This window comes from Wukongibacter baidiensis (genome assembly GCF_050888315.1).
Classification (GTDB): domain Bacteria; phylum Bacillota; class Clostridia; order Peptostreptococcales; family Caminicellaceae; genus Wukongibacter; species Wukongibacter baidiensis.
Window position 1 is genome coordinate 3,498,439 of the sequence record NZ_CP138202.1, and the last position, 26,066, is coordinate 3,524,504.

Genomic DNA, 26,066 nt, shown 5'->3' on the forward strand with positions numbered 1-26,066 from the left:
TACCTCCTCTTTTTTTATGTACATTATACATTATACCACATACCTGTTGTTTAAATGTGTATACAATGTAATAAATATTTTACTTTTATTTTTCTATTCTCTTATGGAAATTTAAGTCAAAACATGTGGAGTTTATATACTTATTCACAGGTATAATTCTATTTATCCACATTATTCACAGGGTTATCAACAGTTCTTTGTTTTCTTTGTGGAAAAGGTATTTTCCTCTTGTTATGTGCATATAATAATAGTTTGTCATTAATTTTCCATCTTTTATTTTGAACTCCTTATTGCTTTGTTCAATCTTTTTCATCATTAATACACCTAGGTTTTGCTCTTCAAATTCATCAAAAACCTCTCTAAATATCTCAAATCCACATTTCTGATAGCATCGAAGGGCCCTTTTATTAAACTTTGCCACCTTTAATATCAATGTTCTCATCCTTAGATTATTAAAGTATAAATCTAAAAATGTGCAAAGGCCATCGGTTCCATAGCCTTCACTTAGTTTGTTAGGGTCAAAGACTATTCCTAGCTCACTCTGCTTCTTAAAAAATTTCATGTTCCTAAGAGAGATATATCCTACAAGATTGTCTTCCATATCTTCAATAGCAAAACATCTTCTTCTAAAATCTCTAGCCTTAATCTTATACCATAAATCCCTTTCTGATTCAGATAGTTCTGGGAAGTTATAATGCAAAAACTCTGGACTCTCATGCTTCCCCCACAATAGCATTCTATCCACATCTTCCCTTTTTAATCTTCTTACTTTAGTTTTATCCCCCACTCTATACATACTCTCCACTCTCCAAAATTTAGATCATTATATTATATTAATAATATTTATTTATAAAGTATGTTTATTAGGACTAGTTCTAAAGATTATTTAGTATTTCCTCTGGCGCAATGTCTTTTTCTAACATTTCACTTATGTCTTTGCTTTCATTTACTGTATTTTTTAAAGCTAACATTTTTCTAATGTCTCTCGTAAGCACCCCACCAGTCAATTTCCCATTATCTATGAAGAGCTTATGCAGGCACTTTGGGCCCTGGATTTTTATATCTCTTTCTGCGTTATCGATCTTTCCAACTGAAAACATCTTTGTATTTCCAATAATCAGAGTCGTAGCCGGCTTTGGCATCTTATACCCTTTTTCGTATCCAGTCATATTCGAAGCTGCTATTTTGCCTTGATTCATTGCTGATGACCATAGAGCCATAACTAGCCCATTAAACTGCGCAATATCTCCTGCTGCATATATATCCTCTAAATTAGTTTTCATATATTTATCTACTATTATTCCTCTTTCCACATTCAAATCTGTGCCTTCTGCTATTTTTATGTTTGATCTAACACCTGTGGAAACTAATATTGCATCACTTTCGATTATTCTTCCATCCTTAAGCTTGATACTCTGTACATTTTTGTGTCCCTGTATTTCCTGTGCGGCTGCATCAAAATAGAAGTTCAAACCCTCTTTTTCTAACTCACCCTGTAGATATCTCCCTAGTTCTTCATCAAGCTGTCTTGGCAGTAGGTGTGGAAAAAATTCTATTATGTTTACCTTTTTACCTGATTCCTTAAGGGCCCACGCAGCTTCTAATCCCAATAGGCCTCCTCCAATAACTGAAACGGTTTCACACTTTTTAAGATATCTCTGTATTTCCTTTAGGTCATTTATGGTTCTCAAGGTAAATACGCCTTCCTTTTCTACACCTGTAATCGGAGGAATAAATGGCGTGCTTCCATTAGATATTAAAAGTTTATCATATTTTATCTTACATTCACTATCGATTATTACTTCCTTAGCTTCTGTATCAATACTGGTAACTCTTGTATTTAATAATACTTCAATATTCCTATCTTTATACCATTTTTCATCATTAATGAGCAAATCCTTTATGGTATAACTTTCCTTATTAATATAATGGGATAGTTTTATCCTATTATATGTTAGATATTCTTCTCCACTTATTATTATAATCCTTCCATCATTATCATTTTTTCTTATTTCCTCTGCAGCAGATAATCCAGCTATCCCATTACCAATAATTACATAAATCACATAGCTTCCCCCTATCTCATATTGTATATCCCACATTATAAATGTACTATTTTTATATGTGGGTTATTCATATCTAGTTTTAAGATACCCCTTTTTTTCTTAAAATAAGCAAAAGCAGCCCTCTTTTTTAGGCTGCTTTCATGCATCTTTAGCTTGTTTTATATGTGCTTTATATGTGCTATAAGAACTTATTGTTCTCTATATTTTTCAAGATTAGCAAACTTGGTGAATGGACCAAGCCATGCTAGCTCCACTGTTCCCGTAGAACCATTACGTTGCTTAGCTATTATAACCTCTCCCATGTTCTTCAGTTCGCTATCGGGATGATAATATTCATCACGATATAGGAACATAACTATATCGGCATCCTGCTCTATGGCACCGGATTCCCTCAAATCAGAAAGGATTGGTCTATGGTCTGCTCTAAGCTCAGGGGCACGTGAGAGCTGAGATAGTGCTATAACTGGACAATCCATCTCTCTAGCTAGTATTTTCAATGCCCTCGAAATTGCAGAAATCTCCTGCTGTCTACTGTCGGATTTAATATGGGACTCCATTAGCTGCAAATAGTCAATCATTATTAAATCCAAGCCATGTTCCATTTTTAGTCTTCTGCACATCGCCCTCATTTCCATTACATTGATACCCGGTATATCACTTATAAATACCTTAGCCTGAGCTAATGGCCCCATAGCATTTGCAAGCTTTGGCCATTCATCCTCAGTCAATTGACCATTTCTAAGTTTTGTGATTTCTATGTGTGATTCAGCACTGAGCATACGCTGTACTAGCTGGTCCTCTGACATCTCAAGGCTGAATATAGCTACAGAAGCTCCCGATCTAATAGCAGCGTTCTGACATACGTTTATGGAAAATGCTGTCTTACCCATGGCAGGTCTTCCAGCTATTAGTATAAGATCTGATTTCTGAAGACCTGAAGTTTTTCTATCAAGATCGTTAAAGCCTGTAGAAAGTCCAGTTATTCCACCCTCGCTACTATAAAGTTCTTCAATTTTATCAAAGGTTTCTAAAAGTACTTCTTTTATAGGTGAAAATCCATCCTTATTTGTGTTTTGAGAAATATCAAATATATTTTTCTCCGCAAGGTCCAGAAGCATATCTGGTTCTTCAGCTTCGTATCCCTTTTCAACTATCTCCGCTGAAGCCTTTATTAGGCGTCTAAGCAGGGCCTTTTCTGCTACGATCTTAGCATAATACTTAGCATTTGATGTTAATACACCGGACGTCGATAGGTCCGACAGATAGGTTGCTCCTCCTAAAGCTTCAAGGGTACCCCTTTGAGATAATTCTTCAGAAAGAGTAACTAAATCTACTGGTTCATCCTTGTTGTATAAATCAATTATAGCTTCATAGATTTCTTTGTGGGCTTCCTTGTAGAAATCCTCATTTTTTAGAACTTCAGTAACAACAATTATAGCTTCCTTATCTAAAATCATTGCCCCCAAAACCGATTGCTCTGCTTCGACATTATGGGGAGGTATTCTTCCAAAGTGTTCCATATTTATCTCCTCTTCTATAAATGTTTCCTAATAGGTACTTATAACAAAGGTAACTTACCTTACCAATCTTTTGTATCACTATTTTTTCAAAGTGAACTCTAAACTCATCTATAGCGCAGACATCATCTTCACTAATACTTTCATTGCTATAGAAAGCTCTATTTATACTATCTATTATATCATTACTCACATCTATCTCTATAAAATTTTTATCGATTATCCTTAAGAATTGCTGTGGAGAATATTTCTCAAAGTCCAGCTCTTCAATAAATGAGTATAGTGATATTATTATATAGTAGTTTTTTACAATATACTTTCTATGGTCAGTTTTAGAAAAGATCCTTTTGTTTCTATAATACAGCAAGAAAAATCTTAAAGCTATAATAAATAATAGGACTATAGGTACCAATTTACGGATATTAGCGATCTCTCCTTTAGCAGTATATCTATAATCGCCTTCTGGGAATGGCATATCCTCTTCTTCCATAAGTCTTTTTAAATCTTCTTTTCTTTGACCAGATAAATCTCGTTTCTCTGAGACTTCATCTTCTAGTAGGTCTTTCTCTATTTCCTTTTCTTCTACCTCAACATGATAAGGCGAAGTAGGTTCAAAGTTTATCCATCCAATATTATCTATATAGGCTTCAACCCATGCGTGGGCCCTCTCTGCCTTTACCTCATAAAGACCATCCTCTCCCGTATCCTCTGGAAGTAGAAATCCTTGTACATATCTTGTCGGTATACCTAAAGTTCTTCCCATCACAGCTAGCGAGGAAGCGTAATAGGTACAATAGCCTTTATTATCCTCAAATAAGAAATAATCAACGAAGTCCTTCCCCTCTGGTATATCCGATACCGTAAGACTATAGGTATAATTTTCTACAAGGTATTTCTCTAATGCCTTTATTTTTTCATAATCACTTTCATAACCCTTAGTTAAATCCATTGCTAAATCAGATATTCTCTTAGGTAAATTATCGGGGAGTTGTAAGTATTTATCCCTTTCTATGGACCTCTCATCTTCTATGTTAACTTCTCCCTTTCGATCCAAGGGCAGTACACTTTTTATCGTATAGGAGCCATCAACTCCTCTAAAAAAGCCTCTTACAAAATACATCTCCAGATCACTATTATAATTTATTTTTCTCTTATCAGCTTCTATTTCTACAGGAAAATATGGTGAGAAAACTGTAGAGGTTAATATGTTGTCAGGGTAAATAGTGACATCTACTATTTCAGAATCTTTCTTGAATCTTATCTTCTCAGTTTCTGGTGAGCTTTTGCGAATCTTTACAAAAGCGCTATTATCACTATACCAGCTATAACCAGTATATATATTATTAACTCTCCCCCTAAGGTATAATAGAGGCATACTGCTTTTCACCCTCATAACTGTCATATCTTTTTTTACAATAGAACCACCTAGCCTGTTTCCTAGTGGTTGATATGGGGTACTGCCAAAAGAAAATTTACTTTGCGATGCTCTTTTATACTCACTTCTAAGCTCAAATATACCTGGGAATATATTAGACATTTTATCATTAATAGTACTAACGGATAAGGTGTTAATAATTAGATTAGAGGTAAAAATCGTAATGATTACCATAATACTTCCAAAGTACATAAGTGATTTATAATTATAGTATTTTAAACTTGAGTTTTCTTTGTCCAATTTATTAATCTTATCATTAAATACTATAGATATATAGTAAAGAATCAGGCCAGCAGCATATAGGTTAAACAGCTTAGATACGCCTTCAGTATACCTAAACCACTGCAATATAAAGAATGTTATGGGGAGAATAAAATATATAAGTCTTTTTTTCTTTATTATTAGAATAGAAAATATTATTGATATAATAGTGAATAGTATGATTAAAAGTGTAACGACAAAGGTATCTGGCCTCTCTGTTGTCTGTCCAGACATATATTTAGCAGCCCATAATGCGAATTCAATGTTTTTTGGAGCTTTAACCCATTTTGAAGTAATTTTTAAGATATCGGCGATGTTTGGATTATTATAGAAAAACATCTCAATCATTTTGTTTGGTAGTAAAGAAAGAAGCGAAAAACTAATTGTACTAAAAAATATGATACGAATTTCTTTGAAATATTTCTTATGGTCTATTATCCCATAAGAAAGAAGCCATATAGCCAGGTTCATTATAAATATTTTAAAGAGAGATATTTCAAAATATAAGGCCTTCATTATAAGAATGTTTAAGGGATAAACCATGAAAAAGCCTAAGATTACTTTGCTTTTTCTTTGTCCTCTAATATCCATGAAGATACCTCCAATACTTTCTTGATATTACTCTGTGGAGTAATTCTATAGGTTTCTATCCCCTTTTTTCTAATATATTCTTCCATCTTTCTTTCTTGGGCTTTTCTGTGCTTATCTTCATTTACTAATATTAGCATAGGGTTAAATTTTCTTTGTCTTAGACTAATCAAGGTCTGAAATATCTTTTCATTAAGTTCACTGGTAAGTATTACAAGAGTAGAGCCATATGATAGTTTTCTGACTTCATTAGATAAAAATTCATAGATTGGAATTTTTCCTTTAGCCTGAAAACCAATAAGTTCCTTTAAAAAACCTTCTAATCTATTTAAATATCTACCCTCAATATAAGTCTTTTCTACGGCTGTAAAAGATAGGGATGTATTTAAGTTGTTTTTTAGACAGTAATTAATTATTGAAGCCCCTGTTTCCACCATCTTTTCTTCTATATCTCCACTACTATCCTTTATAAAGCTGCCTTCATAGGCATCAAGAAATATGTTGATTTTTGTATTGGCAGATAGCTCATACTCTTTAACGTAGGGCGTGCCAAGTCTAGCACTTAGCTTCCAATGGACCTTCTTAACATTGTCTCCCTCTACGTATTCTCTGATATTTTTAATACTGGTGTAGTCCTCGTGTGTATTATAGGGGACTCTAAATGCTCCGAAATACTCAGTTGCTGGCAACTTCATGTTGTTTATATCATGAATAACGGGATATACTATAAGATCGATATTTTTATTAAAAATAATCTCCTTTTCGAAAAGATTTAGGAAATCTTTGATTTTCACATGTAATTCTCCTACTTTGTAATAACCTCTATGTCTGCATATAACTTCCTTTTTTATGTTTATCATCTGAAGTGGACTTAAAAATGCATATTCTACGGGAAATTTCATATCTCCCAGTCTCTTAGATATGTTACATGTAATTTCTGCATGGGCAATTGGCAGTATACCTGTATTATTAAGCTTATACCCTAGGTTTAGTGATTCGCCTACCTTTAAAGTCCTATTACTTACCCAAAAGAAGTGATAGAGATTCTTTTTTCCTTTGTATATGGAGTAATAGGAGTATAGAATCAATATAGAAAGAGTCATGAATATTAGATATAAGAACTTTCCACCGGACAATATTCCAAGGCTTAAACTGGTAAGAAGTAGCCATATAAATTTTTTTCCTTTCTTAGTCATGGATCTTCACCATAGGTGCTTCAGAATTATCAAGTATATCCTGAATTACCCTTCTGCTACTGAAGCCCATATATTTTGCCTCTGGCTTTAGAATAATTCTATGGGCCAATACATCAGCAGCAATATATCTTATATCTTCAGGAGTCACATAGCTTCTTCCCTCCATATAGGCTATGGCCTTTGAAATATTGTAAAGCGCTATAGTTCCCCTTGGACTACAGCCTAGAAGTACGTTTTTATCATTTCTAGTTCTTCTTACAATCTCAGTAATGTATTCTTCTATTTCTTCTTTAACGTAGATCTCTTTTACTTCATTTCTCAATTTCAAAATATTCTCTTTACTTATGACAGGGGATAGGGTTTCTAATTTCTTCTGCATATCTCCCCTTCGCAGTATATTTATTTCTTCATTCTTTGTAGGATATCCAAGGGATACTTTCATAACAAATCTATCAAGCTGTGCCTCGGGAAGAGGAAAGGTTCCTTCATATTCAACTGGGTTTTGTGTTGCTATAACCATAAAAAGGTCGTCCATTGCATAGGTATTGCCGTCTACGGTTATTTGATTCTCCTGCATTACTTCAAGTAAGCTAGATTGAGTCTTTGGTGACGTCCTGTTAATTTCATCGGCCAGTACTATTTGATTATGAATAGGTCCTTTCATAAACTTAAAGCTTCCATCCCCTGCATTGTATATATTTACACCTAATATATCCGACGGTAAAAGGTCTGGAGTGAACTGTATACGACTAAAGGAGCAATCCAAAGTCTTTGCTAATGCTCTTGCAATAGTCGTTTTTCCTACTCCAGGAACATCCTCTAAAAGTATATGTCCTCTACAAAGAAGTGCCGCCATGAGCTTCTTTATAACTTCATCCTTACCTATTATTATTTTTCCTATATTTTCTATAGCTTTATGAATCATATGACCCCTCCTTTTGTTCTGAATTTTGTAAATATTCCTATATTTCTATTATCACATATCTATATAAACTTTTCCTTAACAAAAGTATTAACAATTCGTAATATTTATTACAAAGAAATCCAAAAAATCAAAAGGAGCCAATTTACTAACAACTGGCTTCTTTTTGCTTCTATGTACATAACTTATTTTCACTTTATCTTTCATTACAATCTCTAACTAAGTTTTCAAATTGATCTGGTGGCACAGGTGGACTATAGAAATAGCCTTGAACCATATCACATTTTTCCATGTTAAGATAATCGAGTTGTTCTCTAGTTTCTACCCCTTCTGCTACCACATTTAGCTTTAATTTTTTTGCAATAGCAATGATGGTTGAAACTATTACGGTGTTATTACTATCTATATTTATATCACTTATAAATGATCTATCTATTTTCAATTTGCTTATACACAATTTATTTAGTTGACTTAGGGATGAAAAACCTGTTCCAAAGTCATCTATAGATAGTCTTACTCCTAAATCCCTTAACTTGCTTAAAACAGACAATCTATCCTTAACGTTCTCTATAGAAATGCTCTCGGTTATTTCCAATTCTAAGTACTTTGGATCTAACTCAGTTTCCTTTAATGTCTCCTTCACAATATCTATAAATCCTTCTTGTTCCAGCTGCTTTACCGATATATTTACAGCTATAAAAATCGGATCAAAACCTAGACTTTGCCATTTTTTATTTTGAAGACAAGCTTCTTTTAATACCCATTTTCCTACGGTTCCAATGAAGCCCCTGCTTTCAGCAATAGGAATAAACTTACTTGGTGGTATATATCCATACTTAGGATGTTTCCACCTTATTAGTGCCTCTGCACCAACAATTCTGTCGGTTTGTAAGTCCACTATAGGTTGATAGTAAAGGGAAAACTCACCTCGTTCTTGAGCTTTCCTTAAGGCATTGACTATAATAAATTCTTCTTTAATCTTTTCATGCAAATTCGATGTATAGAACTCATATCTATTGCCACTATATTCCTTGGCTCTATACATTGCAACGTCAGCATTTTTTATTAGGGCTTCAGAATGTTGGCCATTAATAGGATAAAATGCAATTCCTATACTTATGGTGATATAGAACTTATATTCCTTAATATAGATTGGCTTTTCAAATCTGCTCATGATTTTTTTAGTCTTTCTAACAATCTCATGACTATCCTTGATATTAGATGAAAGAACAATAAACTCATCTCCACCGACTCTACCAACTATATCGTCTCTACTTAGGCACTTCTTAATTCTTCTAGAAACTATCCTAAGTACCTTATCACCACTAACATGCCCCAAATTATCATTTATACTTTTAAATCCATCAACATCTATAAACATTATAGCTAGATTCTGCCTATTTTCTTTAGCCTTTTCTATCTCAAGATTAAGCCTATCAACGAAGGAGGATCTATTATATAGTCCAGTAAGACTATCTCTGATGGCAAGGTTTTTTATTTTTCTTTCCCTTAGTTTCTCACCGGTTATATCTCTGTAAATAGCATATATACCTACTTGTTTTCCATCATGTACAATTGGATAACCAAGTATATCTACATCTATTAATCTTCCCTCTTTATTTTTTCTAATAGACTCAACCCTAACAACATCACCGGTCGTAACCTTTTTTGTATTATCACTTGCTTCTTCTCTATGGTCATTGGGTACAATTATGTCATTGATGAAAGCGTCTCTAATTTCATCTATGGAATAACTAAAGAGATCGCTAAAGGCCTTATTAATATCAATAATCTTATCATTGTTATCAAGAATTGCTATGGCTTCAGGAGAGTTTTTAAATAATTCTTGAAAATATGATTTTTGTAGCCTTAGTTCATGCTCTCTCTTTTTCCTATTGCTTATATCACGGGCAATAGAAATTGCAACTTTCTTATTATTAAACATAAAAAGATGGGATTTCGTTTCAAAGGGAATTGTAGTTCCATCCTTGGACATATGTATCATTTCTAGGGTAGAATCTCCCTTTTCACAAAGCTCCTTTGCCATCTTTGTAATATTTCTATAGTTCTCTCCATCAATAGTATCCCTCGGAAGCATTAATAGCAACTCTTCCTTTGTATATCCTAGCTTTTCAAAGGCATAATCGTTAACATCAATAACCCCTGAAGGCATACAATCATCTCGAAGCTCATAAAAAAATATAACATCATTTGCATTATTGAAGAGCTGCTTGAACTTTTTTTCACTTTCCTCAAGACTATTTAAAGCCTCTTGTTTTTCACTAATATCAAAGATTATTGAATACAGCAGCTTTTTATTATTTATGTCTATTGGGCCGCTATACACCTCTACATAACGCAACTCCCCATTAGCTAATCTATGGGGAAAGGTAAAGTGATTTTTATTTTCAAGCTTAGCTTTACTCATTTCTTCAAAAACTTCTTCTTGGCTCAATGTATTTATCTCTGTTATTTTCTTTGTTATAAGTTCACTTCTGCTATATCCATAGAAAGAACAGGCAGCTGGATTTGCATCTACAATTGCTGCCGTTTCAGGATTAATTAATAGCATTACAGCGTGATTATTTTCAAATAAACTCTTATATATTTTTTCTTCTTTAAATAATGATTTACAATAATCATATTTATCACATGTTTGATCTATTGCCATTTTAAAATTTCACCAACCTTTATTAGCAAGGCTTTATCTGTAAAGCTTTAAATTAACTCTGTCTACCTATGCATTTTTGTATCAAAGATGGTTATATAACCTTAAATCCATCGGTCTGTTCTTTTAAATGGTTAGCCATCTTATTCATTTCTTCTATACTTGCGCCAATTTCTTCAAAAGTACTAACTTGTTCCTGTACTTCCATGCTAATCTGCTGTGTAGAGGCTGCACTATTTTGAGTTGTCTCAGAAATCTCATTCATTGCAGCGGTCATTTGATTCACCATTTCCGATTGCTGCACAGCTGAATCAGAAATAGTTTTGATCTTGTTTACCGTTTCTTCTATTAGCTGTAAAATTTTATTGAATTCTGTACTGGTTTCATTAGCCTTTTCAACACTCATCTCTACAAGCTCTTGTTCTTCCTTCATTGTTCTATAGGCTATTCCCGTTTTATCTTCAATTTCATTTATCAATAAAGATATCTTTTCTGCTGATTCTTTACTCTCTTCTGCAAGTTTTCTTACTTCCTCAGCAACTACAGCAAAACCCTTCCCATGATCACCTGCACGGGCTGCCTCAATAGCTGCATTTAATGCCAATAAATTAGTCTGTTCTGAAATACTAGTAATAATTGAGATAATCTCACTAATTTGCTTAGAAGAGTCATTAAGTTCTCCAATAATATCATACATGTTATCGGAAGAATGCTTTACTCTATCAATTGCTGCCACAACATCCCTTAGCTTTTCCGTTCCATGGTTAGTGGTCTTTAGTACCTCTTCACTGTTCTTGGCAACATTTTGCGATTCCTTTGAAACGATCATAGTACCACTAGCTATTTCCTGAACACTTGCAGTTGCCTCCTCAACAATACTTGCATTATTCTGTAGTCCATCAGATATTGTATTGATTTCATTTGCTATGTTTTCTACGCTTTTATTTGCTTGATCTATAGCTAAGGCTAATTCTTCAGTTGATTCCGATAATATATCGGCATCCTGCTTCACACCTGTAACTGTATTCTTTATTTTAGTTACAAATAAATTAAACCATTTCGAAAGAATCCCTAATTCGTCCTTTGTATTTACTTCTAGCCTTTTAGTTAAATCTCCTTCTCCCTCAGCAATATCCTTAAGCATATCATTAGTTTTGTTAATAGGCCTTGTAATTAATATTGAAATATAGAATGTGAGTAATAGAGATATTGCAATTGCGCTAACAATAGTTATCACAACTAACTTTATTTTCCCTTTAACATTATCAATAATAAGTTCAGCAACATGGTGATTTATTTTCTCAATTAATGGATTAACTTTATGTACTACACTTCTATATTCACCAATTAATCCTTCATCTTCTTTTAGTCCAATTTCTTTATCCATAGCAACTACTTTGTTAAACTTGTCAAGATATCTATCCATTAGTATATTTACATCTGACTTAGTTTTCTCATCATAGTTAGAGCTATTTACAACATTTTTAAATTCAGTAACGGTTTTAGTTAATTTCCCAACATATTTTGTATCTTTTCTTAAAAAATAGTCTTTTTCATTCCTTCTAGCCTGCAACATCAGGATTTTTAAGTCCTTATTATCCGGCAGCTCTTCTATTTTCTCTTCAACACTATGGACCATGCTTCTTAAATCCCCAACTAAGCCATAATCCTTAAAACCTCTTAATTTTATCCTATTAACTACTTTTAAAAAATCATCATGATATTCCTGTACTAATGCCGACACTTGATTAAGCTCTTCGGTTACTTCTGGGTTTGCTGAGATAAATTGAGATTTTTTGACCAACTCTATAAATTCAATAAGGGCTTCAAAATCTGATTGGAAATTATCGATATATTTACTTTTTTCCGTTTTAAAAAATTCTAGGTTAGTCACTTCACGTAGTAAAAAATCCTTTTCATTTTTTCTCATTTCAAGTGCACGTTTATATATGCTATCGCTATCCATGATTAACTGAATATCTTCATTAGAAATTTCTCTCATTGTTAAAAAGGAAAGTGATCCTAAAATTATACAGAAAATTATTATTGTTAAAAAACCTATTTGTATTTTTGTTCTAATATTAAAATCTTTAAATCTCCATTTCATGACTTATGCGCTCCCTTCGGCTGTCTTTATAGTAATTGTTTTACTGCAAATATTAGTGAACTCTTATTACTTTGCTACTAGAAACTATTAGACCTCTTATAGGTATTTTCTATAGAGAGTTCCAAGTAAATCTTAATTTATACATGTCAAAATATCCGATGTTTCTGGGGATTTTTGATATGTATAAATTAAAGTTTTGACTGGAATCTCTATAATGATAATCATATAATCTTACCCTTGGTTTTGCTTTAGGTTATGTTTGGACGTATAATCCAGGGGAATACTTATTTTAAAACAGCATCCCTTATCAATATTATTTTTTACTGATATTTCACCTCCTATAGTTTCTATTACCTTTTTAGCAATATATAGACCAAGTCCAACCCCTTTGTATTTCTTTACCGAGCTGTCATCGGCTTGGTAAAACACATTGAAAATCTTGTCCAGTTTCTTTGGATCTATACCAATTCCATAATCCTTTATATAAATATCAATATATTTTTCATCTTCCTTAAGTGTTATCTCAATATCTTCTCCATTGGAAAATTTTATGGCATTGTCTAGGATGTTATCAATCACCTGCCTAAATCTTAATACATCAGTTATTACATAAATATCCTCCTGAGGAATATCTAGCTTTATATTGATATTCTTATTCTGTATAGATAGCTCTCTATCCTTTATTAAACTCCTAGTAAAATATTCCATATTTATCTTCTCCGGATTTAACTTACATTTTGCAGACTCTAGCAATGAAATATCTAACAAATCATCTATCAATAGTCTAAGTCTCTCCGAGCTATTATAAGCTATTTCAACCATATTCCTCTGATTATCGTTTAAGGGGTATTCACTATCCTCAAGCAAATATTCTAGATAGGTCATATTAATATTTAAAGGGGTTTTAAGCTCATGACTTACATTGGCCAAGAGGTTGTTCTTGGTTTGATTAGCTATCTTAAGCTCATCATTTCTTTGATATAATTTTTCTAATGTAGCCATGTGCTGTTCCGATAGAACCTTTAGCCTCTTATTTTTATCCTTTAGCCTTTGTCTTTCAGCAAAAAGCTCTCTTTGTTTCTTCTTCATCTCGTATACTAAAAATATGGTTTTATTATATATGTTTATAATTAGCGCCATAAGATACACTGCAATTGTAGAAAAAGCTGTCATACTTATATTGAGCTTTAGCCATATATCAAATGCTAAGGGTAAAAGAGAATAGGATAGTACGGCCCTGATTACAGAATGAACCGAATAGGCTAATAGAGTTATTTTTATATTAAAGACACTATTGGTTTGCCTTTTTTTATCATACTTATGGAAAAGTGCTCCTACGGCAATTGGTGATATCACTCCCATGATAATTCCTGCCCAAGCTGTATCACCACCTAAATATAAACGATACAGAGTTGGTAAAATACCAGCTATCATACCAGCCTTTAGACCATAGCTGTAACTAGTAAAAAAAATGGGTACACTTCTTATATCTATAATCATCCCATTATATCTATACTTTTCCAATATAACTAAAAGAGATAATATACCGCTTAAAGTTGAGTCAATAAGGACTACAATACTTTTTCTTTGTATCCTTTGACGAAAATATTTATTTATTTCAAGATTTATAAATAAAACTGCTACAAGAACCGCCATATTATGAAAAAATGAGGATATCATTATAGTTCCTCCTCCAAAACAGTATTTTCCCATATAAACAAGATTGCAATATCCGCCAATTTTCGACATATATATTATTATTATATTGTATATCGTAATTTTTTTTCAATCTTTTATGTAAATAAAATATTATGATTTCGTTATTTTCTTTGAAACACCTCTTAGAATTTAGTATTAATAGTCAATAGAAAAGAGCCCCATTTCAATTGACCTGACAAAAAGGGCCCAACAAAGAATATATTAGTTGAGGAAATTACATAATTCTGACTTGGCACAATTGCATAATAAATATGGTATAGCTCTAGGGAGTTTAAGACTATATATAGTAGTAAGTTTTTTAGGATTGTAATTATGCAATTTGCTCAGTTGAGAAAAATCTATTACACTATGAAGATTCAACAGTCCCAAAAACGTTGACTGTTAAATCTCCAGAATGTAAGATGCTTATTGTATTATATATAGATATTTATACCTTGTAGACTTTTATTAGCTCCGATAGAGCTTTTATCATATTTTCGAAGCTTTGTATTGAAGCAGTGATTTCCTCCATTGAAGCTGTCTGTTCCTCTGTTGATGCGCTGATTTCTTCAGTTGACGCTGCCGATTGCTGTGCCACCGCTGAAACATTTTCTATAGATTTTTGAGTGTTATCCTTTGCATCATTAATTTCATTTACGTCTTCATTAACCGAGTTCACTAATTTGATAGATTCATCGATTGCTATTGTAATTTCTTCAAAGACACTCTTTGTATCTGCCATTAAATTATTGGCATTTTCTACTATTACTACAGCACTACTCATATCCGTATTAGTTTTTTCAATTATAATAGTTATTTCGTCTATTATATTTTGTATTTCGTTTGTAGCCTTTGCAGATTCCTCAGCAAGTTTTCTAACTTCCTCAGCCACTACTGCAAAGCCTTTTCCATGCTCTCCTGCTCTTGCAGCCTCTATTGCAGCATTAAGTGCTAGGAGATTAGTCTGTTCAGCAATTGAATTTATAGCTTCTAAGATGCCGCCAATGGATTTTGACTTTTCTGCTAGTTCATTAACACCCTGACCGACCTTCATCGCCGCTTGAGAATTTTTTTCAAATTGTTCCCCTAGCTCTGTTATAGTTGTAATTCCAAGTTCATTCTTCTTCTTCATATTATCGTTATTATCTTCAGTTATTTTGAGTTTTTCCGTAACGTTCTGAATGTTCTCAGCTAGATCATTTGTTACCTCTAAGCTCATACTCGTCTCTTCTGCTAAGTTACTAGCTCCTAATGCGACCTCTTGAATAGTTCTAGCAATTTCTTCACTTGAAATGCTTACGTCTTCACTTGAACTAGATATTCTTTCTGAGAAATCCGTCAATTCACTAACAGTATCCTTTATCTTTATAGTCATTTCCTTCATATTCTCGATCATCTTGTTGAAATTAACTCCAAGTAAACCTATTTCATCCTTTGTTTTCACATCAAATCTTACACTTAAATCTCCAGATCCAGCTTTGTCCATTACAGTAACTAGATTTTTTATTGGCTTTACAGCTAGTTTATCAATAAGCAATGTTACTACTATCAATAAAGCCAGTGTAATAGCCAATAATCCTACAAGAATCTCTTTGGCTAATTTGACGAAGGTTGCCTTCACCTCATCTTCTGGGAAGGTCACGACTACAACTTTATTGCCTATGCTCTTAAATGAAGCGTGTTTTGTTATATCTTCATAGGTATATGCAATTTTTCCTTCTTCTTTCCCAAGAATATCCTTTGACCATTCAAATTCCTTAATGTTTATACCCAGCTGCTCTTTATTTGGATGGGCTATTATTTCGCCATCATTATTGATAACATAGGCATAACCACTCTTTCCTACGCGGATTTTTTCTACAAGGTTCTGAATGTCCATACCCTTCATTAAATCCTCAATAGCCTTAGGCTCTAGTCCAACTTGTACTATCCCAGGCTCATCTATTCTTCCTGCACCTATGTACTGAAATAGCTTTTTATCAGAACCCCTTGGTGTAGGCTCTTGGGCTAGAGTTAACGTGCTATTCTCAAGTATCTTAAGAAATGGTTTTGTCTGATCCGATGTTTTAAAATCAAAACCAAAAAAATCTGGTACAGTACCGTATCTTAATACCCCATCGCCATCTACAACATGTATTTCCTGTACACCAAGCTGCTGTGCCAGTTTCACCATATTTTCAGTTGAAAGCAGCTCTGGATTTTCCTTAATCAATTGAGCTACTGATTTTGTTAGCGCAATGGCTTTTTCATTCAAAGCTTCCTTGGTTATTTCCATCATATTTTCTCTAGATTGCACTGTATTCACAACTGTCGTTAATTCACTACTAAGTTGGGACTCTATCATACTTAATACCAAATTGTTCTTAATACTTCTATAGCTATATGCAACCAAAATTGTCATTAATATTATTACGGTCAGTACTATTGGTATTAGAACCTTGCTTCTTAATTTCATAGTTTTTATCCTCCTGTCTTCATTCCTATGAGTCATGTATAATTGATTTAAAATCCTTGCCATTGACCTATTACTTCTCTATGTAACTTTTCTAATTCTCATATCACCTCCCTAGCTTATACACAGCTTTGATTTAAGATTCCGAAAATTACAACAATATTTATATATAGCAATTATTATGCCATTAAACGACCTTATAAAATATGTAGAGGAATATAGTTGTTATCTAGCTTAGAAAACGAAAAATCAGCGCATATAAATGCACTGATTTAAGATTTTTGTAATTATTACACGATATTTCGAGTAAATGTTACATAACTCTTTATTTTTCTTTTTATAGATATGCAACCTTGAGATTCAAAATAAATTTTTGTGAAAATAATGAGCGCATCTACATTTTTTCACAGAAATTTATTAAACCTTAAAGTTGCTTATCTCTAAGTCTTGCTATAAATGGGTAATGATACTATGAAACAGCAGCCTTTATCTGTATTATTTTCAGCTGATATTTCTCCTCCCATATTTTTTATTATTTTTTGGGCAATATATAACCCTAGTCCGACGCCTTTATATTTCTTTTTAGATGAGTAATCACCTTGATAGAAAGGTTTAAAAACATCTTCTATCTTATTTTCTTCTATACCTATTCCCGCATCACTAATATATATATTAATTTTATTTTCATCTCTTTTTAGTTTTATCTCTATGGTTCCTTCATTTGTAAATTTTACTGAGTTATCTAAAATATTATCTATTACCTGTCTAAGCCTTATCCAGTCAGTTGCTACTTCAATATCCTCCTCAGGAACGCTAAGCTCTATATCAATATTCATATCTTTTATTAACAAAAGTCTATCCTTTACAATATCGCTAAGAAACTTCTTCATATTTACATTAGTATAATTAAGTTTAATACCATTTGATTCAAAAAATGAAATATCTAGTAAGTCACTTATCAAGTACTGAAGCCTTTCTGCATTTTTATATGCAATATCGATCATTTCCCTTTGTTCATCCTTTAAAGGAACTTCCTCTTCTTCTAGTAAATACTCTAAATAACTCATAGTTATATTTAAAGGTGTTCTTAATTCGTGGCTTACATTAGCTATAAAATCACTTTTTACTCTATTGGCCTTCTCTAATTCCTCTGTTTTCTCATACAGATCTTCCAAGGCTTCTATATGCCGGTTTGCCAATGACGTCAACATCCTATTATTCTCTTCTAGTTTTTTTCTTTCTTCAGAGAGCTCCTCAATCACTATATTTTTTGTCATCTCAGCTTCCTTTATATGTGTAATATCTTGCATTATGGCTATACAACTGGCAACATTATTCTCGATATCAAGCACTGGAGCACTTGCCATTAGGATGATCCTTTCTTTACCATTGATATTGTTTCTCACCAGAATCTCCTTATCCTTAATAACCATGTTATTTTTAATAGATTTCCATAAGGGCATTTGATGTGGCTTGATTTCATCACCCTCCATATTTTCAAAGGTATAAACCATGCCAATCGTCTTATTTATTTCTTTTGCAAATTTATTTTTATTATCACCAAGCAACATATCTATAGAGCTATTAGTTAATATTATATCTCCTTTGGTATCTACAACTATAATTCCAACAGGCATAGTATCTATAAGGGCATGTAGAGTATTGTTTGATCGTTTTAAAGCTTCTAACAGCCTATCTATTCTCTTTTGCTTTCGCTTAATCCTTCTAATCAACTCGTTCTTTGCATTGAAATTGTTTATAAATCTTACTATGCAACAAAGTGCGACTAAGGATATACCCGTTAATAAAATATTTAAGTTTATCCATACTAATGGTGATACAGGAAGTAGGCTCCACATCAATATAGCTCTAATTACACTGTAGACTATGTAACTTAATATAACGTTCTTTTTATTTAGTATGCTATATTCACCTATAAATTTATCTCTTTTGTGTGCAATACTTCCTATTATTCCTGGTAAAATAATAGCCACAGCTATTCCTATCCACAGGGTACTTCCTCCTATATAAAACCTGTACAACGATGGTAAAATAGCTGCTATAAGCCCAGCCTTCCATCCAAATCTATAGGAAATAATAAAAATTGGTATACTTCTTAGATCAAATCTCATTCCTTTATAGTTGAAGGATTGAGACATTATTAAAAGTGATGCAAAACCATTCCAAATGGAAATTATATATAATAATAACTTATGATTCATTTCTTTTTTACTAAAATAATCGTTTAAATTATAGGTCACACATATAAATCCTATCATTATCATCATATTACTTAGAAAAATAGGAATCACACTATTTCACCCCTTAATGGGTTTTTTCTTAAATTATACATCTTTTAATATTATTCTTTGCATCAATCTCAACTTTTTCTATAAACCAAGAAGGCAATTCGCATTGATTGGATGTATAAAAGTAAGGTTTAATAAAGTCAGTTCTTGCTTTATATCCGTCCCATTTATTAGGATAGTTCTTTAAAAACATCAAGAAATCCTTTGGTTTTATTTGAAATATTTTTTTGTCTCCAAAACGCCTTCCCTTTATATATCCACTCTTAAGCCACCTATATATTAAATTTGGATCTTTGTTTAATAGATATCCGATATCTCCACTGGTTAAATAGTCTCCATTACTTATTCTTTGAGGTCCTAATTTTAACTCTACAGCTTTTTTCTTTATAGAAATCGAACTTCTATTTAATTTTTGTGCAATTTTTTCCCTAGAGTATTTACCCCAACATTTAATAAGAAACTCTATTTCATCTTCAGTCCATCTTTTAACCGTTTTTGTAAGTCCAAGCCTCATAGCTTTTTTATAAACTGAATCCTTTGTTCTATTTAGTTCCTCAGAAATAATGTCAATATCTTTAAATTCAAAATTATCCACTAAATATTGTATCTCCATTTTACTCCATCTTTGGTAGCTCATTCTTCCAGCCCCTATTATTAGATTTGTATAAATATATTTTAAATACCTAACAAGTTCTATCCTTGTAGCCAGCGATATGAGAAGTTAGGTATATCAATAATTGGTATTATATCTTCATCTTTATTTATAAAACCTATTATCCCATCCTGGTTCTCATTTCCCATAAAATAAACTACATCATCTTCCTGAAACCCCTCAACATATGTAACTTCTGAAACAGCAATGCACTCCAATTGATGTTCACCATCAAAATATATTAATTGCGTAGCATCTATTTCCTGGCTATTTAAGGGGTTGATGTCTTTGATTCTATTAGACCATCTTACTTTCTTCAGTCTATTTGTCTCATTTTCACCTTTGTTAAGTGTCAGTAATACATCAGTACTTTTAGCCGCCACTTTATAATCTTGAGTTTTAAATAAAACTAAATCAGCCATCTTTTCCCTCCAAGTATCTAAATATTATTAATCATGATTTTTTCTTGCAAATACTGTGCCAATTAGCAATTAATTCAAATGTTTTTATTAGCTGTATCGAATGTGTTTTTTAGTAAACATATGTTTCTTTTTGAGTAATCAATGTTTCAAGGCTATTCGAAGTATAGTCATATAAAACATCTATTGCAATTTCTATAATAAAATTGGACATAAAAAAAAGCCTTAAAGATTTTAATTTTATCTAAAGGCTATTTTGGTATGTAATTTTTACATTTTTCTACATAAAATATGTATTTTTTACATCCTCATATATATAAATTACAATAAATTTTCCTTAAAAAATTTTCAATACTTCATTATTTTATAGAGAGTTCCAAGTAAATCTTAATTTGTATATATCAAAATATCCGATGCTTCTGGGAAGTTTTGATGTGTATAAATTAAAGTTTTGACTGGAATCTCTATACATCTAGATTCCAATATCTATGTTATATTTTCGAATTTTATTGTATAGGGTTTTCTTGCTTATACCTAAAATCTCTATAGCTCTATCTTTATTACCTCTGACTTCCTTCATAACATATAATATATGCTGTTTCTCTAGTTCTTCCAAGCTAAGCATATCTTGATTAGATTTATATCTATTATCGTCATTTTTTCCATCGGTCAGCGATAAGTAAAAAGAAATATCTTCCTTGCTAATTTCTTCGTTATTTGATATAGATATTATTCTTTGAATAACATTTTTTAGTTCCCTTACATTCCCAGGCCAACGATGTCTAGTTAAGGCTTCAATGGCCTCACTATCCAGTTTTTTTACACAGGTTACATAGTCTTCTCTAAACTGCTCAATAAAATGGTCTACTAGAATCGGTATGTCTTCTTTTCTTTCTCTTAAAGAGGGTAAATAAATATTGAAGGTATTAATTCTGTAGAATAGGTCTTCACGAAAATTTCCTTTTTTGACCTCCTCTGATATATCTTTATTAGAAGCACATATAAGTCTAAAATCAGAGAATATTTGCTTATTCCCCCCAAGTCGCTCAAAGGTTTTATATTCTAAAACTCTTAACAGTTTAGTCTGCAATTTTTCATCAAGCTCGCTTATTTCATCAAGAAATAAGGTCCCTTCACTAGCTTCCTCAAGTTTTCCTCTCTTAAAGGTCATTGCTCCTGTAAAAGCTCCTTTTTCGTAGCCAAAAAGCTCACTTTCCAATAGTTCTCCTGGGATAGCTGCACAATTTATTTTAATAAGCTTATTATGTTTTCTAATGGAATTATAGTGGATGAAATCAACTATCAATTCCTTACCTGTCCCACTTTCTCCTGTGATTAATATCGGTGCATCACTGTTTGAAAGCTTTAACGCCCTATCTGTACAGTCCCTTAATCTAGGACTTTCTCCAACTATTTTTACACTCTCTGTCTCTAGATTATTATCAACAGAATTATCTCTATCTAATACTCTAAATATTACTTTTCTTATATCTTTAAGCTTAAATGGTTTCGATATGAAATCTATTGCTCCATTTTGAAGAAAAAATTCAGATTTATATCGTTCTGCATAGGCTGTCATAATTACGATCTTAATCTCGGGATGCATTTCCTTAACAATTTTCATTATCTCAATTCCATCCATATTAGGCATTTGAACATCTAAAAGAATAACATCAGGCAATTCCTTCTTCAAAGCCTCAATAACGGAATAAGCGTCATAAAAAGTATCAGCTTCTATATTTTCCTTTTTTAGTACCCTCTGTAATAGGTCGGTGATTTCTTTATGGTCATCGACGATAAAAACCTTGCTCATGTACTTCCCCCTCATCTAAAGAGTTACTATCCTCTACTCTATTTCATACCCATATTATTTGAAATAATAACTCAGAAGTATGGACTCTTCGTTTTGGTCAGATTTTTCCTCGAGATTAATCTTATTAAGGCATTTATTATATATTATAACCACTAATGTGTATGTAGTAAATTAGTTTCAAAATTACTAAGAATATTGATTTTCTATTTTTTTCTTCATTTTTTGATATATTTCGACTTTATTCCTTATTATACTACATCAAAATGACTGGAAAAACATCTATTTTTCATATAATTAACAGGAATTTAACATAAAAAAAACCAGCACACTTTCTTTTGATCCGCTGGTTTTGTTTTTATATTATTGAACTGTAACTTCTACCTTCATTTTTCCTGAAATCTCAGGATACACCTTTACATCTACAAATCTTGATCCCAATTCCTTTATTGGACTATCTAAAACTATTTTTCTCTTATCTATATTTATTTTATGATCCTTTTTTAACTTAGCAGCTATATCCTTAGATGTTATAGATCCAAATAATTTGCCGCCTTCTCCTGCTTTGCTTGTAAATTTAAGAGTTATTTTAGAGATTCTTTCAGCTAATTCTTTAGCTTCCTCAAGCTCCTTATCTTGTCTTTTCTTTTCAGAAGCTTTTTGTGCCTTTAGATTGTTAACGTTCCCAGAAGTTGCTTCCTTTGCAAGTCCCCTTGGTATAAGATAGTTTCTTGCATGACCATCGCTGGCGTTAATGATATCTCCTCTTTTACCTGTTCCTTTAATATCCTTTAATAAGATAACCTTCATTACTTCTCACCTTCCTCTAAATATTCTTCAATTGCATTTATTAGCATATCCTTAGCTTCATAGGTAGTTACATCCTTAAGCTGTGCTCCTGCCACTGTAAGGTGTCCACCGCCTCCTAGTTTTTCTAGAATTCTTTGAACATTTATACTGCCCAATGATCTTCCACTAATAAAGACTGTTCCATCATCTTTAATACCAATTACAAAGGATGTCTTTATTCCTCTTATATTTAAAAGCTCATCTGCTCCTTGTGCAACTACTAGTTGAGGACTTTTAATGTTTTCATCACAGACTGATATAGCTATGCAGCCTTTAATTATCTCGGCATTTCTAACTACATTTGCCTTAGCTATAAAGGTAGTAATATCATCCTTAAACAATTGCCTTACTTCTATGGTATCAGCTCCAGCTCTTCTAAGTAATGAAGCAGCCTCAAAGGTTCTTACTCCCGTCTTGAGTGAAAAATTCTTTGTATCTACGGCTATTCCACCTAGCATGGCTTCTGCTTCTATTTTTTCTAGATTTATCTTCTCATCCATGTATTGAAGTATTTCAGTAACCAACTCGCAGGTTGACGAGGCATAGGGTTCTAGATAGGTTAAGACTGTATTCTCTATAAACTCCGTTCCTCTTCTATGATGATCTATTAAAACAATTCTATCACTATTCTCTATGAGCTGCGGGCATTCAGTAATGCTTGGCCTATGGGTGTCAACAACTACAAGAAGATCTTTTTCTCCAAATATCTCTAAGGCATCATCACAGCTTATAAATCTATATTCTTCCTTATCCTTAAACTTGTCATAAACATTTTGAGTGGCTGCATTTATTTTATCTATAACTATGTAGGCTTCCTTCTCTCTATCCATTGCTGCCCTATAAACTCCTATGGCAGCCCCAAAGCTGTCCATATCTGGAGACTTATGTCCCATTATTATTACTCTATTACTCTGATCAATTAGCTGTCTAAGAGCATGGGCAATAATTCTAGCTTTTACCTTATTTCTTTTTTCTACGGCCTTAGTCTTTCCTCCATAGAACTCGAAGGAGTCTATTTTTCTAACTACGGCTTGATCTCCACCTCTACCTAATGCCAGCTCTAAAGCTGATTCGGCAAATTCCTCAAGTCGGCTCAGGTTTTTTCCTTTAACTCCTACCCCAATACTCAAAGTCGGTGGAATTTTATTTCCTAAATCTATCTCTCTTATGTCGTCCAATATGGTAAATCTTTTCGCTTCCAGATTATCAAGTTTTTTATTTTCAAATACAACAATATATTTATCCTTTTGGTATTTCTTTATCAGTCCATTCATCCTAGATACCCAAAGGTTTATTCTCCTATGTATTTCCGCAGTAACAAGCGGTCTATATTCTTCATCGGTTTCCTTAAGTACGTCATCATAATTATCTACCTGTATAAAGGCCACATTTGGTTTTTCATTATTGTATTTAGTCTTTAAATTATAAAAATTGGTATTTTCTATCCAATAAAGCATTATTATATATCTTTCATCGTGGTCATTATCAAGCTTAACAACATTATGTCGTACACTAAATATTCTTTCCTTTACCTTTACATCTCTTATCTTATCGCTATCTTCTTCTAATAGCTTATTCAGTTCAATTGTAGGTATAATATCTTCAATGTTCTTATCTAAAATATCCTTTTCTTCCATCATCTCAATAAATTTGGAATTGTACCATGATATGCTCCCATCAAATTCTATTATGGTTAAAGGAATAGGTAAGTTGAGCAAGGAGTACCTTGCCACTGAATCTATTTCCGATGACAGATTTTCGATATACTTCTTCCATTTTTCTCTACGTATATAATTGGATTTCCAATTGTGGTAAATTAGATATGCAAGTACAGCTAATCCTGCATACCCTAAGTATATGTTATAGAAAAAAATAACTGTTACGAAGGCAATCGTAATAAAAAGGTATATATTAGTGTCAGGAATTAAGATTTTAAGGAATCTTTTATTATTCATAATTACACTCCAAACCTAGGTTCCTAGTTTTCTGATGTTAAATATAACATCAAATAGGCCCGTAAATAACAAAACTCCATTCGCAATTGGAATAAACAAAATAAATATTAAAATTGTTCTTCTTAAAGCTGTTCCAATACCCTTTTTTTCTATTAAAAAGCTAGCAACTGCCAAACCATGTATGATGAAAATAATTTGGAATAGATATATAATATTTGCATTTAATGCATCAGAATTTACAATATCAAATCTACTGGCCAAATATGTTAATATTACTATCACTAATGCTCCCATCATAAAGTTAGTTGGCAACCTAAAATGTCCAAACTTCTTTGGTTTGTCTATGGTAAAACCTATTCTTCTCAAAATAACTCCTGAAAGAAGGTAGTTTATATATGTAGAAAATACCGATGACATAATGATAGCAGACGGAAAAATAAGTAAATATAAATTTTTCATCTGATCAATCATACTTAGTATTTGTTCTGTTTGTTCAGCATCCATTTTAGACATTTCAATAAGACCTTCATACATTTCTCTTGACTGAACAAATACGCTTTCTATCATCTCAATAGGCCCAGCCCCAAAAATCTTAGGCATTAATGCAAAGGATATTATTACAGATATTATCGAAGCAATACTGCCAAAGAACATCGTTAAGCTAAATGAATACTTTTTCTTTATCATATATCCTATTGTTATAGCTCCGAATCCAGTTGTAACAAAGAACAATATAGCCCTTAATGGATCAGTAAAACTCCCTATCATAAAGGTTGCTACTATAAGGGATAGTATACTGTATTTAAATCCATTTTTAGCTCCTATTATAATAAAAGGAACTGGTAAGAACATTAATAATACATTTACTAATGGTATATATATGCCCGCTAAAGCAAATATAACGGCTATTGCTGTTATCAAAGCTGATTCAACCATAGCACTCGTTTTCTTGCGTGTACTCAAACATATTCACTCCCTATTATAGTCATGGTACCTTAAAACTTAAAATAAATTTTACTGAAATAATGACCGCTTCTACATTTTTTCAGTGAAATTTATTGAGGTGATTTCTCGAAGAGAAATCTGACCAAACCGAAGGTGGTCGTTGCCCCTGGGTTTTAATAATTAAAGTAACATTACTATATAAATAACTATTGCAAAA

17 protein-coding genes are annotated in these 26,066 nt (G+C 32.4%); all 17 read right to left on the bottom strand.

Features of this window, described 5'->3' with window-relative positions; all coding sequences use genetic code 11:
- Window positions 1–175 precede the first annotated feature (175 nt).
- Window positions 176–796, bottom strand: a complete 621-nt coding sequence (locus tag R9X47_RS15745; protein ID WP_432662009.1) for a GNAT family N-acetyltransferase — start codon at window positions 794–796, stop codon at window positions 176–178.
- Window positions 797–875: 79 nt separating this feature from the next.
- Window positions 876–2,066 carry an NAD(P)/FAD-dependent oxidoreductase gene (locus R9X47_RS15750; protein ID WP_432662010.1) on the bottom strand — a complete coding sequence of 397 codons (1,191 nt, stop codon included), beginning with the start codon at window positions 2,064–2,066 and terminating at the stop codon, window positions 876–878.
- A gap of 188 nt (window positions 2,067–2,254) precedes the next feature.
- Window positions 2,255–3,592, bottom strand: coding sequence for a replicative DNA helicase (dnaB, locus tag R9X47_RS15755; RefSeq protein WP_432667642.1), 1,338 nt, complete (start codon window positions 3,590–3,592; stop codon window positions 2,255–2,257).
- Entirely contained in the window at window positions 3,555–5,870 is a 2,316-nt protein-coding gene (locus tag R9X47_RS15760) for a transglutaminase domain-containing protein (RefSeq protein ID WP_432662011.1), read from the bottom strand. The genes dnaB and R9X47_RS15760 overlap by 38 nt, the downstream gene beginning before the upstream one ends.
- Window positions 5,837–7,063 carry a DUF58 domain-containing protein gene (locus tag R9X47_RS15765; protein ID WP_432662012.1) on the bottom strand — a complete coding sequence of 409 codons (1,227 nt, stop codon included), beginning with the start codon at window positions 7,061–7,063 and terminating at the stop codon, window positions 5,837–5,839. The genes R9X47_RS15760 and R9X47_RS15765 overlap by 34 nt, the downstream gene beginning before the upstream one ends.
- Window positions 7,056–7,988: an AAA family ATPase gene (locus tag R9X47_RS15770; protein WP_432662013.1), complete on the bottom strand. Its 933-nt coding sequence runs from the start codon at window positions 7,986–7,988 to the stop codon at window positions 7,056–7,058. Before R9X47_RS15770 ends, R9X47_RS15765 begins: the two co-directional genes overlap by 8 nt.
- Before the next feature lie 193 nt (window positions 7,989–8,181).
- Entirely contained in the window at window positions 8,182–10,656 is a 2,475-nt protein-coding gene (locus tag R9X47_RS15775; RefSeq protein WP_432662014.1) for a sensor domain-containing protein, read from the bottom strand.
- 91 nt (window positions 10,657–10,747) lie between these two features.
- Window positions 10,748–12,760, bottom strand: a complete 2,013-nt coding sequence (locus tag R9X47_RS15780) for a methyl-accepting chemotaxis protein (RefSeq protein WP_432662015.1) — start codon at window positions 12,758–12,760, stop codon at window positions 10,748–10,750.
- Window positions 12,761–12,991: 231 nt separating this feature from the next.
- Window positions 12,992–14,440 carry an ATP-binding protein gene (locus R9X47_RS15785; protein WP_432662016.1) on the bottom strand — a complete coding sequence of 483 codons (1,449 nt, stop codon included), beginning with the start codon at window positions 14,438–14,440 and terminating at the stop codon, window positions 12,992–12,994.
- Window positions 14,441–14,906: 466 nt separating this feature from the next.
- Entirely contained in the window at window positions 14,907–16,913 is a 2,007-nt protein-coding gene (locus R9X47_RS15790) for a methyl-accepting chemotaxis protein (protein ID WP_432662017.1), read from the bottom strand.
- 437 nt (window positions 16,914–17,350) lie between these two features.
- Window positions 17,351–19,222: an ATP-binding protein gene (locus R9X47_RS15795; protein ID WP_432662018.1), complete on the bottom strand. Its 1,872-nt coding sequence runs from the start codon at window positions 19,220–19,222 to the stop codon at window positions 17,351–17,353.
- Between the two features lie 28 nt (window positions 19,223–19,250).
- Window positions 19,251–19,856: a hypothetical protein gene (locus tag R9X47_RS15800; protein WP_432662019.1), complete on the bottom strand. Its 606-nt coding sequence runs from the start codon at window positions 19,854–19,856 to the stop codon at window positions 19,251–19,253.
- 56 nt (window positions 19,857–19,912) lie between these two features.
- Window positions 19,913–20,293, bottom strand: coding sequence for a hypothetical protein (locus tag R9X47_RS15805; protein ID WP_432662020.1), 381 nt, complete (start codon window positions 20,291–20,293; stop codon window positions 19,913–19,915).
- A gap of 469 nt (window positions 20,294–20,762) precedes the next feature.
- Window positions 20,763–22,103 carry a sigma-54-dependent transcriptional regulator gene (locus R9X47_RS15810; protein WP_432662021.1) on the bottom strand — a complete coding sequence of 447 codons (1,341 nt, stop codon included), beginning with the start codon at window positions 22,101–22,103 and terminating at the stop codon, window positions 20,763–20,765.
- A 360-nt stretch (window positions 22,104–22,463) separates the two neighbouring features.
- On the bottom strand, window positions 22,464–22,910 hold the full coding sequence (gene rplI, locus R9X47_RS15815) for a 50S ribosomal protein L9 (protein WP_432662022.1): 447 nt from the start codon (window positions 22,908–22,910) through the stop codon (window positions 22,464–22,466).
- Window positions 22,910–24,904, bottom strand: coding sequence for a DHH family phosphoesterase (locus tag R9X47_RS15820; RefSeq protein ID WP_432662023.1), 1,995 nt, complete (start codon window positions 24,902–24,904; stop codon window positions 22,910–22,912). Before R9X47_RS15820 ends, rplI begins: the two co-directional genes overlap by 1 nt.
- A 15-nt stretch (window positions 24,905–24,919) precedes the next feature.
- Window positions 24,920–25,867, bottom strand: a complete 948-nt coding sequence (locus R9X47_RS15825) for a YybS family protein (RefSeq protein ID WP_432662024.1) — start codon at window positions 25,865–25,867, stop codon at window positions 24,920–24,922.
- Window positions 25,868–26,066 lie beyond the last annotated feature (199 nt).